The following is a 13998-nucleotide window of genomic DNA, read 5'->3' as shown; positions in this document are numbered from 1 at the left end:
CGGTGGCAGCTCCAACCGACTCTAGGAGCTTTTCCATGGCCAAAATTACACCGAACCCCCCAGCTATAGATGGACATGAGCCTCGCGCTCAGTCTGCTCGCAACAAAAAAGTCGATGATGCTACCAACCGGGCTTTCGATTCCGATCTCAAGCCTACCCCTGAAAACGAAACGTCTAACAAGCCCGACGCCTTGTTTACCGTCGCGCCTGATGTGGACATGGAGTGCCTGCTCGCGAACCTGAGCGAAAGCCTGGCTTCTGCCAATGCGATGATCAATGATCTGGCATTCGATCTGGAAGGCTCGCGACGGCATGTCGCGTTGGGGATCTTGCAGTTGATTGAGCTAAGTGAGTTGTTGGCGAACCGGGCTTTGGATATTGTTGAGATGAGGTAGGGCGGGGGGTTGGCTGCCCGCCAGGCGTAAAAAAGGTCTTGCTTGGCAAGGCCTTTTTACATCCGAATACCACGAAACGACGAGCGCTCAGAGCGTGAAACAACCTGTTGAGCTGAATGACCTGCCGTTGACGGTTGAGGCCTGGAGGGGTTGAGGGATTGAAGGGAGCAACTTCATTACGAATCGTCTTCCATGGACTTGCCGCTTGCCAGCTCTCGCTCGATCTGTTCAATGCTAGGCAGGCTGGTTTGTAGTTCCGCGGGCAGAGACTCCACCAATTGGTATTCAGCTACACCGATGGGACGTGCGCTATCACGCAGCGCATATTCAGCCACTACCTTATTCTTGCTTTTGCACAGCAGAAGACCAATGGTCGGGCCGTCCTGAGGGTGTTTGAGCTGGGCATCCACTGCGGTGAGGTAAAAACTTAGCTGCCCCAGATGTTCGGGTTTGAACTTGCCTGCCTTGAGTTCGATCACCACGTAGCAGCGTAGCTTGAGGTGATAGAACAACAGGTCGATGAAGAACTCGCCGCCTACATCCAGCAACACCTGTTGACCGACGAAGGCAAAGCCTGCGCCTAGTTCCAGCAGGAAATCGGTGACATGTTTGACCCCAGTTGTGCTTGATGGCTTCGGCGGCATACCAGCAGCGCGTTTCAGGGTTTGGCAGTTTGTCCAGCAGCGCCAATTGGTGGTACCAAGGCAATTGTGCAAGCACCCCTTGCACAAACACTGCGTCAGGCCACGCCTCAGCAAAGGCACGCATGTACTTGAGGTTACGTGGGGAGAAGCCTTTCATATCGGGAAAGGCTGTACGCAAGTCTCGAGACAACCGGTCGATTACCTTGGCTCCCCAACCCTGTTGTGTTTGCCGGATCAAAATATCCTGACCGATCTGCCAATAGAGCAAAACCAGTTCGCGATTCACTGCCAATGAGGCGCGCTGCTGCGCATTGTGAATACGGCTCTTGAGGTCAGCCAGCCAGTCGCCATAACCTTCCGGGGGCATGCTTAGGCTAACAGGGTGTTCGCTCATGCTTTTCTCTCATGGTTCAGGGGGCGACAGGCAGAAATCATAAGCGTCATGCAGATGAAGACGTTCGTTGTCCAGTCAGTGGCGGGCTATAAGGTCTAATCATTTTGTTGGCAGTGACGATCGAAGACTAAGCTGCGCATTTATGAGGCGCAAGCGGGTTGCGTCCTTTCGGAAATTTCACTCAGTAAAAAATGAAAATGCTTACTTTGGGTCTTTATTACTCATCGACAGAGAAAGTGTCAGCATCGCGAACACTGTGTATGAATTTCCACCAGACATTAAAAAGCCGGCTTATGGCCGGCTTCTCGTTGACTGATTCAGTTCGTTTTTGACAAACCTTACCAGCCTTCAAAACGTACATCCGGCTCTTGCGGCCGGCTGTGGGACTTGGTCAGAAAGTGATCTGCCTTGTCAGTGCGAGGCGTGGGCTCGCAAATGTGGGGCGCAGGATACGCGGGTTTGCTTCGGAATCCCAGTGGTAAGTGGTGTGGAATCATTGGGTTAGCGGAATGCAGGTAAAAAGCAGGGGCTGCTGCGCAGCCCAGCGGGAGCAAGCTCCTTCGCCACGGGGGAGCTGTGTTGGTAGGAGCCGCATGAATCAATCGAACACCTGCGGTCGTTTTTTCGAGAGGGTGGACCACCAGAAGACCCAGCCGATCACGCGGATGTGCTGGGCTTCGATCTGTTCGGCGCTGAAGACTTCGTCGGGGTAGGCGGCGCTGTTCTGGCTGCGCAGGCGCAGTCGGTTGCCGGGGATGCGGTGCAGGTATTTGATGCGGAGCATGCCGTCGTGTTCGAGGGCGTAGATCTGGCCGTCGACGACTTGGGTCAGGCCGCGGTCGATGGCGACTGTGGAACCGTCTTCGATGCGTTCGGCCATGCTGTCGCCGACCATGGTGATGCAAATGACGTCGTTGGGGTTGATGTCGAGGGATTCGAGGTGGCTGCGGGGCAGACGGATGGACTGGTCGGGGTCTTCGATGATGTGCGTTGTGGTTTCGCCGGGGGCGATGGGCGCTTCCTTGTGGAAGGGCAGTTCGATGTCGAGGGTTTCCGGCACGCTGTAGACGCCCTGGGTTTCCGCGGCGTCGTAGGTGATGCCCGGGCCGAGCCCCAACGGGGTTTGCGGGCCTTCACCGCTGGCGAGCCATTCAGGGCTGACGGTCAGCATGCGGGCAATGTTGTGGATGCGCCCCGGCGGGATGCCGCGGTTGAACCAGTTGTTTACGTGCTGCGACTTCACGCCGTAAAGCCTGGCGAAGTCGACAGATCGGATGTTGGCTTCTTTGAGAAGGGCTCTGAAGCGATCGCCGCTGGATATGATTTTCATAAACGGAAAGTTTAGGACCGACTGTGTTTTCAGCAATAAACATGTCGTTCCGATTTATAAGATGATCTTTCCGTTTGCCTGAATGTAACTAGGCAAGTTAAACATAAATAAACAATTGGGTGGCCATGTTAATACTTTCACGTATTAAGCGGCATTAAGGCATAAAAAAACCCCGGTGCATACCGGGGTTCTTTTACTTGCAGTTTCAGCCCTTGTAGGCGGCAACCGACTTGGTGATCGCTTCGCGGGCGGCGTCGGCGCCGGCCCAGCCTTCGATCTTGACCCACTTGCCTTTTTCGAGGTCTTTGTAGTTCTCGAAGAAGTGTTCGATCTGCTGGATCAGCAGGGCTGGCAGGTCGGTGTATTCCTTCACGTCGACATACAGTTGCGACAGTTTGTCGTGTGGTACTGCGATGACTTTGGCATCGCCGCCGCCGTCGTCGGTCATGTTCAGGATGCCGACAGGACGGGCGCGGATGACCGAGCCTGGCGCAACCGGGTAAGGGGTCACGACCAGTACGTCGAGGGGGTCGCCGTCGTCGGCCAGGGTGTTGGGGATGTAACCGTAGTTGGCCGGGTAGAACATCGGGGTGGCCATGAAACGGTCAACGAACAGGCAATCGCTGTCTTTGTCGATTTCGTATTTGATCGGGGCGTGGTTGGCCGGGATTTCGATTGCGACGTAGATGTCGTTCGGCAGGTCTTTGCCAGCCGGAATCTTGCTGTAGCTCATTGGGCGGTGCCCCCGTTAGTTGACCAGATGACTGGTCGGATTGACCAAAAAGTGGCGGCGATTATAGGCATATTCGGCCGCTGATGCCACGTTACCAGGGTCTTAGAGACCTTAGTATGACGCCTGATAGACCGGATCTTCGGCCTGAAGTTGCCGCAGCCGGGCCAACGGGTCCTGGCGGTAGAACGCCTTGAGCTGTTCGTACACCTTTGGGTAGGCCTGATGCAGCAGGTCCGGGGCGCTGAAGAAGTACTCGCTGGTGACGGCGAAGAACTCCGCCGGGTTTTCCGCCGCGTAGGGATCGATGACGGTTTCTGCGTCGGGGTTCAGGTCCAGTTGGCGGTTGAGGTCGTCGAAGGCCTCTTGCATGGCTTGCGCCCAGTCGCTGACGCGCATGTCGGCGTGCAGCGGCGGCAGGCCGTTGGCGTCGCCGTTGAGCATGTCGAGTTTGTGCGCCAGTTCGTGGATCACCAGGTTGTAGCCTTCCCAGCCGCCGCTCGCCATCACGCCGTCCCAGGCCAGGATGATCGGGCCCTGGGGCCAGGCTTCGCCGCTGTGTTCGCCGTCCCACTCGTGTTCGATGCCGCTGGCGTCGCGGTAGCGCTGGGGGCTGAGGAAGTCGTCCGGGTAGAGAACGATTTCGTGGAAGCCCTGGTACCAGTTCAACTCGCCGAGGTGCATCAGCGGCAGTTGCGCCTGGGCGGCAAGCAACAGGCGTTGTTCCTGGTGCAGTTCGACGCCCGGCAGGGCGGTGAGGTGTTTGTCGTGCAGGAACAGCACGCTGGCGTCACGCAGCCATCGGTCTTCCTCGGCACTGATACCGTCGAGAAAGCTCAGTTGATGGCGCACCCGCTGCCAGGTTTCGTCGGCAACGGGGTGTTTGGCCAGGGTGCGGCGGCGACGCCAGGTGCTGAGAGACCACATGGCCGATCAGCGCGTCTCGGCTTTCGAGCCGCGCTGGCTCATTTTGCTGCGTACCAGGCCGATGATCATCGGCAGCAGCGACAGCAGGATGATCCCCACTACCAGCAGCGACAGGTTCTGCTTGATGAAGGGCACGTTGCCGAAGAAGTAGCCGAGGGTCACCAGGCCACCGACCCAGAGCACAGTGCCGAGGACGCTGAAGCCGAAGAAACGCGGGTAGGGCATTCTGCCGACGCCGGCGACGAAGGGCGCGAAGGTGCGGATGATCGGCAGGAAGCGCGCCAGGGTCACGGTCTTGCCGCCGTGTTTGTCGTAGAAGTCGTGGGTCTGTTGCAAGTAGTCGCGGCGGAAGATTTTCGAGTTCGGGTTGCTGAACAGCTTCTCGCCGGCGGTGCGACCAATGAGGTAGTTGGTGCTGTCGCCGAGGATCGCCGCGAGCATCAACAGCCCTCCTAGCAGCAGCGGGTCCATGGCGCCACCGGCTGCCACCGCGCCGGCGATGAACAACAGGGAATCGCCTGGCAGGAACGGCATCACCACCAGGCCGGTTTCACAGAAGATCACCAGGAACAGGATGGCGTAGATCCACGTCCCGTAGTTGGTCACCAGCATGTCGAGGTAGACGTCGAGATGCAGAATGAGGTCGAGTGGGTTGAAGTCCATGAATGACACCTTGGTGGCGGCCCGGCTCTGCGGGCTGGTGGGGCTGGCTTGGAGTAAGACTACAGCGTGTGCAGCTTTTTCTTACAAGCCGGGAAGATCGGAATTATACGGGGTGGAGGGTGATGAGCGGGGGGAGTTTGTAGCTGGGGATTTCGAGACTGGCGAACAGCTTGTGACGAGATTGAGTACCTGTGGCGAGGGGATTTATCCCCGCTGGGTTGCGCAGCAGCCCTAAAACCTGAGCACGCGGTCACCAGGTTAACCGAGTTGCCTGCTGTCGGGACCGCTTCGCGCTCCAGCGGGGATAAATCCCCTCGCCACAGGACGGGCGTGCTGTGTCAGTTGGATTGGGGCTGCTGCGCAGCCCAGCGGGAGCAAGCTCCCTCGCCACGGGGGGCTGAGTCAGGCCTCAGGCCAGGGTTGTTGCGGGCAGCCCAGAGGGATCAAAGCCCTTCGCTGATCGGCAACACGTAGTTCTTGAACTCGGTGTCTTCCTTGAAGCCGATCGATTCGTAGGTTTTCTGCGCCACGTCGTTGTTGCTGCTGGTGGAGACGCGCATGCGCACGGCGTTGGTTTCCTTGGCCATTTTTTTTGCGGTGCGGATCAGGTTGTCGGCGACGAGCTGGCGGCGGGCGTCTTCGGCGACGTAGATGTCGTTGAGGATCCATACGCGCTTGAGCGACAGCGACGAGTAGCTTGGGTAGAGCTGGCAGAACCCCAGCAACCGGCTGTCGTCGTCATCCGGCAGGGCCAGGTAGATCACCGATTCCTTGCGGCGCAGGCGTTTTTCCAGGAACGCCCGGGACGAGTCCGGATAGGGCAGCGAGCCATAGAACTCCCGGTATTTGACGAACAATGGGGTCAGCAGGTCCAGGTGTTCCAGCGTCGCTTGGATAATCCGCATGGTAGGTCTCGTCTGCAAGGGTCGACATGGCGTCCGACAACAACGGCGGACTACCGTGCCAAGATGCTGCCTGAAAGCGGATCAAAAACGCAATTGGCTAAACGGATCAGCTTGGGGGCGGCGCCAGTAGGAAATTACCTTTCATATCGGCACCGTTTTCCGCCTCTAGAGTGTGAACCTGGGCTTCGTCCTTCAGATTGACCCCCGAAAGCTGCCGGCGACAGGCCTCGCGCATCAGGTAGATCAGGCGATGCGCCGCCATGCCGTAGCTCAGGCCTTCGAGGCGGACATTGGAGATGCAGTTGCGATAGGCGTCGTTCAGGCCAACTTTGGGGGCGTAGGTGAAATAAAGTCCCAGGCTATCGGGGGAGCTGAGGCCGGGGCGTTCGCCGATCAGGATCACCGACATCTTCGCGCCGAGCCGTTCGGCCACTTCATCAGCCACGGCCACCCGGCCTTGTTCCACCAAAACGATTGGCGACACAGACCAGCCTTCAGCGGTGATCTGTTCTTCCAGTCGCGCCAGGAACGGCAGCGTATGGCGATGCACCGCCAGCGCCGACAGGCCGTCAGCCACCACGATAGCCAAATCCACGCCGCCCGGGTGGGCCGCCGCGTAGTCCTGCAGGATCTGTACGGAAGCATCGTCGAGCCGTCGGCCCAGGTCCGGACGCTGCAGATAGCTGTTTCGATCTGCCGCCGCGCTGTGAAGCAGCAGGCTTTCGTGGCCGCGCTCCGTGAGTTGTGCACGGATGCCCTGGTGATCGAACGCCAGGTGCACGGCGTCGCGGGCCTGGGCGTGGGCGAACTGGAAATCCAGTTGCGCCGAGGTCGGCAGGCTGGTGCCGGTGCGGCCCAGGGCGATGCGTGCCGGGGTCAGGTTGCGCAGATTCAGCCAGGGGTTTTGTGGATCGACAGGTTTTTTATCCATGGGCAACTCACTCATAAATGCAGCTCATCCCAAATGCGCCAAGGCGTGACGAAACGCCGGCGGCAGGTTGTCACCGAACCGCACCCGACCATCGGCCTGGGTGAAGATGCCCATGTTCGCCAGCCATTGCTCGAATTCCGGCGCCGGTTTCAGGCCCAGGGTCTGGCGGGCGTAGAGGGCGTCGTGGAACGAGGTGGTCTGGTAGTTGAGCATGATGTCGTCGGAGCCGGGGATGCCCATGATGAAGTTGATCCCGGCCACGCCCAGCAGGGTCAGCAGGGTGTCCATGTCGTCCTGGTCGGCTTCGGCGTGGTTGGTGTAGCAGATGTCACAACCCATCGGCACGCCCAGGAGCTTGCCGCAGAAATGGTCTTCGAGGCCGGCGCGGATGATCTGTTTGCCGTTGTACAGGTATTCCGGGCCGATGAAGCCGACCACCGTGTTCACCAGGAACGGGTTGAAATGGCGCGCCACGGCGTAGGCTCGGGTCTCGCAGGTCTGTTGATCGACACCGTGGTGGGCGTTGGCCGACAGCGCGCTGCCCTGGCCGGTTTCGAAATACATCAGGTTGTTGCCGAGGGTGCCACGCTTCAGGCTGAGCCCGGCGTCGTAGCCTTCTTTTAACAGGCTCAGGCTGATGCCGAAACTGGCGTTGGCCGCTTCGGTGCCGGCGATGGACTGGAACACCAGATCCAGCGGCACGCCGCGGTTTGCCGCCTCGATGGAGGTGGTGACGTGGGTCAGCACGCAGCCTTGGGTCGGGATGTCGTAGCGCTGGATGATGGCGTCGAGCATTTCCAGCATCGCGCAGATCGAGGCCGTGCTGTCGGTGGCCGGGTTGATGCCGATCATGGCGTCGCCATTGCCGAAGAGCAGGCCGTCGAGGATGCTTGCGGCGATGCCGGCGGGTTCGTCGGTCGGATGGTTCGGTTGCAGGCGAGTGGACAGGCGCCCGCGCAGGCCAAGGGTGCCGCGGAACTTGGTGACCACGCGGATTTTCTGTGCAACCAGTACCAGGTCCTGCACGCGCATGATCTTCGAGACGGCGGCGACCATTTCCGGCGTCAGCCCGGGAGCCAGCGCCCGCAGGCTGTGTTCGTCGGCGGCGTCGCTAAGGAGCCAGTCGCGAAAGCCGCCGACCGTGAGGTGGCTGACGGCGGCGAAGGCTTGTTTGTCATGGGTGTCGACGATCAGCCGGGTGACCTCGTCGGCCTCGTAGGGAATCAGCATTTCCTGCAGGAAATGACTAAGTGGCAAGTCGGCCAAGGCCATTTGCGCGGCCACCCTCTCGCCATCGTTGAGCGCGGCGATCTCGGCCAGGAAATCCCCGGAACGCGCCGGGCTGGCCTTGGCCATCAGGTCTTTGAGGCTGTCGAAGCGGTAGGTCTGGGCGCCGACCGTGTGTGCAAAGCTGGCCATACAGGTTCTCCGTGACGGCGCCGCTGGGCGGCGCCGTGGTTTTCGGCACGTTACGGCTTAGTGCAGGGCTTCTTCGGCTTTTTGAATGGCCGCGAATTCCTCTTCGGGCGTGCCTGCTACCAAGTGATGCCGACTGTAGAAAGCAAAGTAAGCAATTAACACTCCATAGATGATCGCGGCGCCGATCACCACTCGTGGGTCCACCAGGAAGCCCGCCACTACGGCGATGCAAGCCAATACCAGCGCCACGCCCGAGGTGAAGATCCCGCCCGGCGTGCGGTACGGCCGGTCCATTTTGGGGCGGCGGATGCGCAGGGTGATGTGCGCGGCCATCATCAGCACGTAGGAAATGGTCGCGCCGAACACCGCCACCAGAATCAGCAGGTCGCCCTGGCCAGTCAGGGACAGGCCGAAACCGATGATGCCGGGAATCACCAGCGCCAACACCGGTGCCTTGCTTTTATTGGTTTCCGAGAGTTTGCGCGGCAGGTAGCCGGCGCGGGACAAGGCGAAGATCTGCCGCGAGTAGGCGTAAATGATCGAGAAGAAACTGGCGATCAGACCGGCCAGGCCGACGAGGTTGACGAAGCTGCCCATCCAGGTCGAGCCGCCATAGGCCTTGGCCAGGGCTTCCACCAGTGGGTTGCCGGACGCCATCAGCGCGTTGGAGCCTGCGCCGCCGGGGCCGATCACCAGGATCAGCAGGGCGAACGCCACCAGCACCAGCATGGCGCCAATCAGGCCACGTGGCAGGTCGCGCTTGGGGTTCTTGGTTTCTTCAGCGGCCAGTGGCACGCCCTCGACGGCGAGGAAAAACCAGATCGCGTAAGGAATCGCCGCCCAGACGCCGACGTAGCCGAAGGGCAAGAACGGGCTGGCGCCCTTGGCCTCGGTGACCGGGATGTCCAGCAGGTTGGCGACGTTGAAGTGCGGCACCATCGCCACCAGAAAAACCCCCAGCGCCAAGGCGGCGACAGCAGTGATGATGAACATCAGCTTGAGGGCTTCGCCGACCCCGAATATGTGGATGGCGATGAAGATGATGTAGAACGCCAGGTAGATCATCCAGCCGCCAATCCCGAACAGCGATTGGCAATAAGCACCGATGAACACGGCAATCGCCGCCGGGGCGATGGCGTATTCGATGAGAATCGCCGTGCCGGTGAGAAATCCGCCCCAAGGCCCGAATGCGCTGCGGGCAAAGCCGTAGCCGCCGCCAGCGGTGGGGATCATCGAGGACAGTTCGGCGAGGGAAAAACACATGCACAGGTACATCGCGGCCATCAGCAGCGTGGCGAGGAACATCCCGCCCCAACCGCCCTGGGCCAGGCCGAAGTTCCAGCCGGCGTAGTCGCCGGAGATGACATACGCCACCCCCAGCCCCACCAGCAGGACCCAGCCTGCCGCGCCTTTTTTCAGCTCGCGTTGTTGGAAATATTCGGAGCCGACTTTTTCAAAGTCGACCGAGGACGTTGCCGGTTGCGGGTTTGCATGATCGCTTGGCATAAGGGTTTACCTGTTTTTATTGTTTTTTGGCCCTGTTGGAGCGGGGCTGCTCTTGGAACCGGTGTGTTGCATGCAGCATGGATGCAAGCTGGACCGCCGACTTCGCGAGCAGGCTCGCTCCCACAGTGGATCTATGCCAACCCAAAAAAGAGTTATCCACAGATCCCTGTGGGAGCGAGCCTGCTCGCGAAAGCAATCCAGAGGGCGAAGCAGGAAAGCCTGTCTCGCCCTCTCTGGCTTAGAAGAACCCCAACGGATTGATGTCGTAGCTCACCAGCAGGTTCTTGGTTTGCTGGTAATGGTCGAGCATCATCTTGTGCGTCTCACGCCCCACGCCGGACTTCTTGTAGCCGCCAAACGCGGCATGCGCCGGGTACAGGTGGTAGCAGTTGGTCCAGACGCGACCCGCCTTGATCGCCCGGCCCATGCGGTAGGCGCGGTTGATGTCGCGGGTCCAGAGGCCGGCGCCGAGGCCGAACTCGGTGTCGTTGGCGATCGCCAGGGCTTCGGCTTCGTCCTTGAAGGTGGTGATGCTCACCACCGGGCCGAAGATTTCTTCCTGGAACACGCGCATCTTGTTGGTGCCCTTGAGCAGGGTCGGCTGGATGTAATAACCACTGGCCAGGTTGCCTTCGAGTTTTTCCACCTTGCCGCCGGTCAGCAGCTCGGCGCCTTCGCCCCGGGCGATTTCCAGGTAAGACAGGATCTTGTCGAATTGCTGCTCGGACGCCTGGGCGCCGACCATGGTGTCGGTGTCCAGCGGGTCGCCGCGCTTGATCTGCTGGATTTTCTTCATCACCACTTGCATGAATTCGTCGTAGATCGACTCTTGCACCAGCGCCCGGGATGGGCAGGTGCAGACTTCACCCTGGTTGAAGAACGCCAGCACCAGGCCCTCGGCGGCTTTTTCGATGAAGCTCGGCTCGGCCTGCATGATGTCTTCGAAGAAGATGTTCGGCGACTTGCCGCCCAGTTCCACGGTGGACGGGATGATGTTTTCGGCGGCGCATTTCATGATGTGCGAGCCGACCGGTGTCGAGCCGGTGAAGGCAATCTTGGCGATGCGTTTGCTGGTGGCGAGGGCTTCGCCGGCTTCCTTGCCGAAACCTTGCACAACGTTCAGCACGCCCGGCGGCAGCAGGTCGCCGATCAGCTCCATGAGCACGCAGATGCCCAGCGGGGTCTGTTCGGCGGGCTTGAGCACCACGCAGTTGCCGGCGGCCAGGGCTGGCGCGAGCTTCCAGGCGGCCATCAACAGCGGGAAGTTCCACGGGATGATCTGCCCGACCACGCCCAGCGGTTCATGGATGTGATAGGCCACGGTGTTGCCGTCGATCTCGGCGGCGGCGCCTTCCTGGGCCCGCAGGCAACCGGCGAAGTAGCGGAAGTGGTCGGCGGCCAGGGGGATGTCGGCGTTGAGGGTTTCACGCACGGCCTTGCCGTTGTCCCAGGATTCGGTGATCGCCAGGGTTTCGAGGTTCTGTTCGATGCGGTCGGCGATTTTCAGCAGGATCAGCGAACGCGCCTGGACCGACGTGGCGCCCCAGGCATCAGCGGCCGCGTGGGCAGCGTCGAGGGCTTTGTCGATGTCTTCGGCGGTGGAACGCGGAAATTCTGCAATGGGCTGGCCATTGACCGGGGAAGTGTTGGTGAAGTACTGACCTTTGACAGGCGCGACGAACTCGCCGCCGATGTAGTTACCGTATTTGGCCTTGAACGAAACGATAGCGCCTTCAGTACCGGGGTGAGCGTAACGCATGATGAGTTCTCCTTGGCTTTTGTGCTTATTAGGGAGCCGCGCAAAAAACGCGCTGGTACTCAAGCCTAGAGCAAAGGTCGGGCCATTGCCTTGTGGGGCCCGGAAATCAAGACTTTGGGAGGAGCTGGTCGGACAAACGGAGGGGCTGTGTCACGGTTGCGATACGGCGGGTGTGACAGTTTGTGCCATCGGCGAGACAGTCTGTGACTGGCAGGTCGCGCCAGCATTGCAAAGGTGGTTGGGCTGGAGGATGCTGGCGTTGAAGCCAAGTCTATGGACGGACCGCTTTTCGTGGCGAGGGAGCTTGCTCCCGCTGGACCGCGAAGCAGTCCCCCCAAAGCCAACTCGGTCAGCCTGATGCACCGCGTGCTCAGGTTTTGGGTCTGCTGCGCAGCCCAGCGGGAGCAAACTCCCTCGCCACGGGTAAGGTGTTGGCAGGTCCAAAGGGTCCTTCGGGAGAACAATAAGAAATGCACAGCAACCATTTGAGTCGCCATGCCCGGCAAGTCCTCACGGTCACCCAGGGCAAGGCCCATTTGCAGGGGCCTGGCAGCGATCCGTCGATTGCCCGTTCCTGGCTGCGCTGCCTCGAGGACTATCACCTCGACCCGGCGCAGAACCTGGCGCCGACCGTGCTCGAGCATGGCCGGTTGCTGGAAAGTCGCGAGCGCCTGCAGCAGGTTCTGCATATCGCCGGTACCGAGATGACCAGCTTGCACCAGCAATTGTCCGGCGCCGGCCATGCGGTGCTGTTGACCGATGCCCGGGGCGTGATCCTCAATTGCGTCACCGCCCCCAGCGAACGGAAGATTTTCGAACGGGCCGGCCTCTGGCTCGGCGCCGACTGGAGCGAAGCCTGTGAAGGCACCAACGGGATCGGTACCTGCCTGGTGGAACGCCAGGCCCTGACCATCCACCAGGAAGAACATTTTCGCGGCCGCCACACCGGCCTGACCTGCTCGGCGAGCCCGGTGTTCGACCCTCATGGCGAGCTGCTGGCGGTGCTCGACGTGTCTTCGGCGCGGCCGGACGTATCGCGCCAGAGCCAGTTTCACACCATGGCCCTGGTCAATCTCTCGGCGAAGATGATCGAGAGCTGTTATTTCCTTCGTTGTTTCGATAATCAATGGCTGCTGCGCTTTCATCTGCAGGCCGAGTCCGTGGGGTTGTTCAGCGAAGGGCTTATGGCGTTCGACGGCGAAGGACGCATCTGTGCAGTCAACCAGAGCGCGCTGAACCTGCTCGGGCACTTTCGCGGTGGCTTGCTCGGCCAGCGGGTCGAGGACTTCTTCGACTGTTCGCTGGATGAGTTACTGGGCCGGGCCAGCGCCCAGGCCAGTGCCAGTTGGCCGCTGCGCACCCGTGACGGTCGGCACTTGTACGCGGTCCTGCGTGGGCAAGCTCGTAGCGTGCCGGCTGCGGTCGCGCCTGCGCTCAAGGCTGTCGAACCCGCCCGTCTGCCGGGCATCTGCCTGGGGGACGCGGCGTTGCAGGAACATTTTCGCAAGGCTTTGCGGGTGTTCGAGCGCGATGTGCCGCTGCTGATCCAGGGCGAAACCGGTTCCGGCAAGGAGGCGTTTGCCAAGGCCGTGCACCACGCCAGCCAGCGCGCCGGGAAAAACTTCGTCGCGCTCAATTGCGCCGCGATTCCGGAAAGCCTGATCGAGAGCGAGTTGTTTGGTTATCGCGGCGGCAGTTTCACCGGCGCGCGCAAGGAAGGCATGCGCGGCAAGCTGCAACAGGCCGACGGCGGCACGCTGTTTCTCGATGAAATCGGTGATATGCCCCTGGCCTTGCAGACCCGTTTGCTACGGGTGCTGGAGGATCGTCAGGTAGTACCCATCGGCGGCGAACCCGAGGCGGTGAACGTGCGCATCATCAGCGCCACTCACCGGCAATTACTCGACCGCGTGGCCGACGGCAGTTTTCGCGAGGATTTGTACTACCGCCTCAACGGCCTGGAAATCCCGCTTCCGGCATTGCGCGAGCGCAGCGACAAATCCCAGTTGCTGGATTTCCTTCTGGCCGAGGAGAGCGGCGCCGAGACCGTGTCCATCGACGAACCGGCGCGCCAGGCGCTGCTGGCGTTCGACTGGCCGGGCAACGTGCGGCAGTTGCGCAATGTGCTGCGGACTCTTGCGGCGTTGTGCGACGGCGGGCGGATTGGGCTGGAGGATCTGCCGGCGATGATTCGCCAGCGCCCGGTTGCGGTGACCGAAACCCCGACCGAGCATCCGTTGGAAGATGCCGAGCGCCTGGCGTTGCTCGATGCGCTGGAACGTCAGCGTTGGCACATGACCCACACCGCCGAGCAATTAGGCATCAGCCGCAATACCCTTTACCGAAAGCTGCGCAAACACGCGATTGCCCGCTGAACCGCGTTCATCTTGGAGAA

General features: G+C 60.7%; 11 protein-coding genes and 1 pseudogene. 2 read left to right on the top strand and 10 right to left on the bottom strand.

All coding sequences use genetic code 11. From position 1 onward, the window contains the following. Window positions 1-35: 35 nt before the first annotated feature. Complete coding sequence (locus tag J3P86_RS23325) at window positions 36-395, top strand: DUF6124 family protein (protein ID WP_434627913.1); 360 nt, start codon at window positions 36-38, stop codon at window positions 393-395. A 176-nt stretch (window positions 396-571) separates the two neighbouring features. Here J3P86_RS23325 and J3P86_RS23320 read toward each other — a convergent pair. The 10 genes and pseudogenes from J3P86_RS23320 to exaC all read right to left on the bottom strand — a co-directional run bounded on the left by J3P86_RS23320 (window position 572) and on the right by exaC (window position 11603). Next, window positions 572-1433, bottom strand: a pseudogene (locus tag J3P86_RS23320) (PDDEXK nuclease domain-containing protein). A gap of 598 nt (window positions 1434-2031) precedes the next feature. Beyond that, window positions 2032-2763, bottom strand: a complete 732-nt coding sequence (locus J3P86_RS23315; RefSeq protein ID WP_434601930.1) for a LexA family transcriptional regulator — start codon at window positions 2761-2763, stop codon at window positions 2032-2034. A 205-nt stretch (window positions 2764-2968) separates the two neighbouring features. Beyond that, entirely contained in the window at window positions 2969-3496 is a 528-nt protein-coding gene (gene ppa, locus J3P86_RS23310; RefSeq protein WP_024780093.1) for an inorganic diphosphatase, read from the bottom strand. A gap of 111 nt (window positions 3497-3607) precedes the next feature. Then, complete coding sequence (locus J3P86_RS23305; RefSeq protein ID WP_434698961.1) at window positions 3608-4420, bottom strand: zinc-dependent peptidase; 813 nt, start codon at window positions 4418-4420, stop codon at window positions 3608-3610. A gap of 6 nt (window positions 4421-4426) precedes the next feature. Beyond that, window positions 4427-5083, bottom strand: a complete 657-nt coding sequence (locus J3P86_RS23300) for a DedA family protein (RefSeq protein ID WP_305498554.1) — start codon at window positions 5081-5083, stop codon at window positions 4427-4429. Window positions 5084-5526: 443 nt separating this feature from the next. Continuing rightward, window positions 5527-5988, bottom strand: coding sequence for a GNAT family N-acetyltransferase (locus J3P86_RS23295; protein ID WP_186641436.1), 462 nt, complete (start codon window positions 5986-5988; stop codon window positions 5527-5529). Between the two features lie 106 nt (window positions 5989-6094). Beyond that, on the bottom strand, window positions 6095-6919 hold the full coding sequence (gene eutC, locus J3P86_RS23290) for an ethanolamine ammonia-lyase subunit EutC (protein WP_434696705.1): 825 nt from the start codon (window positions 6917-6919) through the stop codon (window positions 6095-6097). Window positions 6920-6943: 24 nt separating this feature from the next. Then, window positions 6944-8338 (bottom strand): ethanolamine ammonia-lyase subunit EutB, encoded by a 1395-nt coding sequence (locus J3P86_RS23285; RefSeq protein ID WP_434627924.1) that lies wholly within the window; start codon window positions 8336-8338, stop codon window positions 6944-6946. Window positions 8339-8395: 57 nt separating this feature from the next. Next, complete coding sequence (gene eat / locus J3P86_RS23280; protein WP_434698960.1) at window positions 8396-9844, bottom strand: ethanolamine permease; 1449 nt, start codon at window positions 9842-9844, stop codon at window positions 8396-8398. 238 nt (window positions 9845-10082) lie between these two features. Then, the gene (exaC, locus tag J3P86_RS23275) at window positions 10083-11603 is read right to left on the bottom strand and encodes an acetaldehyde dehydrogenase ExaC (RefSeq protein WP_305498559.1); all 1521 of its coding nucleotides are present in this window, start codon (window positions 11601-11603) and stop codon (window positions 10083-10085) included. A 470-nt stretch (window positions 11604-12073) separates the two neighbouring features. Here exaC and J3P86_RS23270 point away from each other — a divergent pair, with 470 nt between their 5' ends. Beyond that, window positions 12074-13978, top strand: coding sequence for a sigma-54-dependent Fis family transcriptional regulator (locus J3P86_RS23270; RefSeq protein ID WP_434698959.1), 1905 nt, complete (start codon window positions 12074-12076; stop codon window positions 13976-13978). The last annotated feature ends 20 nt before the right edge of the window (window positions 13979-13998 follow it).

Origin of the sequence: Pseudomonas sp. D1-1 (genome assembly GCF_051132225.1) — a bacterium.
Taxonomy (GTDB): Bacteria; Pseudomonadota; Gammaproteobacteria; order Pseudomonadales; family Pseudomonadaceae; genus Aquipseudomonas.
Note: the sequence above shows the minus strand (reverse complement) of the source record. Positions and strands in the feature narration are given on the sequence as shown.

What these genes read in the sequence shown, in the direction of transcription:
- J3P86_RS23325 (WP_434627913.1), top strand. Translation starts at nt 36, where the DNA reads ATGGCCAAAATTACACCGAACCCCCCAGCTATAGATGGACATGAGCCT.
- J3P86_RS23315 (WP_434601930.1), bottom strand. Translation starts at nt 2,763, where the DNA reads ATGAAAATCATATCCAGCGGCGATCGCTTCAGAGCCCTTCTCAAAGAA.
- ppa (WP_024780093.1), bottom strand. Translation starts at nt 3,496, where the DNA reads ATGAGCTACAGCAAGATTCCGGCTGGCAAAGACCTGCCGAACGACATC.
- J3P86_RS23305 (WP_434698961.1), bottom strand. Translation starts at nt 4,420, where the DNA reads ATGTGGTCTCTCAGCACCTGGCGTCGCCGCCGCACCCTGGCCAAACAC.
- J3P86_RS23300 (WP_305498554.1), bottom strand. Translation starts at nt 5,083, where the DNA reads ATGGACTTCAACCCACTCGACCTCATTCTGCATCTCGACGTCTACCTC.
- J3P86_RS23295 (WP_186641436.1), bottom strand. Translation starts at nt 5,988, where the DNA reads ATGCGGATTATCCAAGCGACGCTGGAACACCTGGACCTGCTGACCCCA.
- eutC (WP_434696705.1), bottom strand. Translation starts at nt 6,919, where the DNA reads ATGGATAAAAAACCTGTCGATCCACAAAACCCCTGGCTGAATCTGCGC.
- J3P86_RS23285 (WP_434627924.1), bottom strand. Translation starts at nt 8,338, where the DNA reads ATGGCCAGCTTTGCACACACGGTCGGCGCCCAGACCTACCGCTTCGAC.
- eat (WP_434698960.1), bottom strand. Translation starts at nt 9,844, where the DNA reads ATGCCAAGCGATCATGCAAACCCGCAACCGGCAACGTCCTCGGTCGAC.
- exaC (WP_305498559.1), bottom strand. Translation starts at nt 11,603, where the DNA reads ATGCGTTACGCTCACCCCGGTACTGAAGGCGCTATCGTTTCGTTCAAG.
- J3P86_RS23270 (WP_434698959.1), top strand. Translation starts at nt 12,074, where the DNA reads ATGCACAGCAACCATTTGAGTCGCCATGCCCGGCAAGTCCTCACGGTC.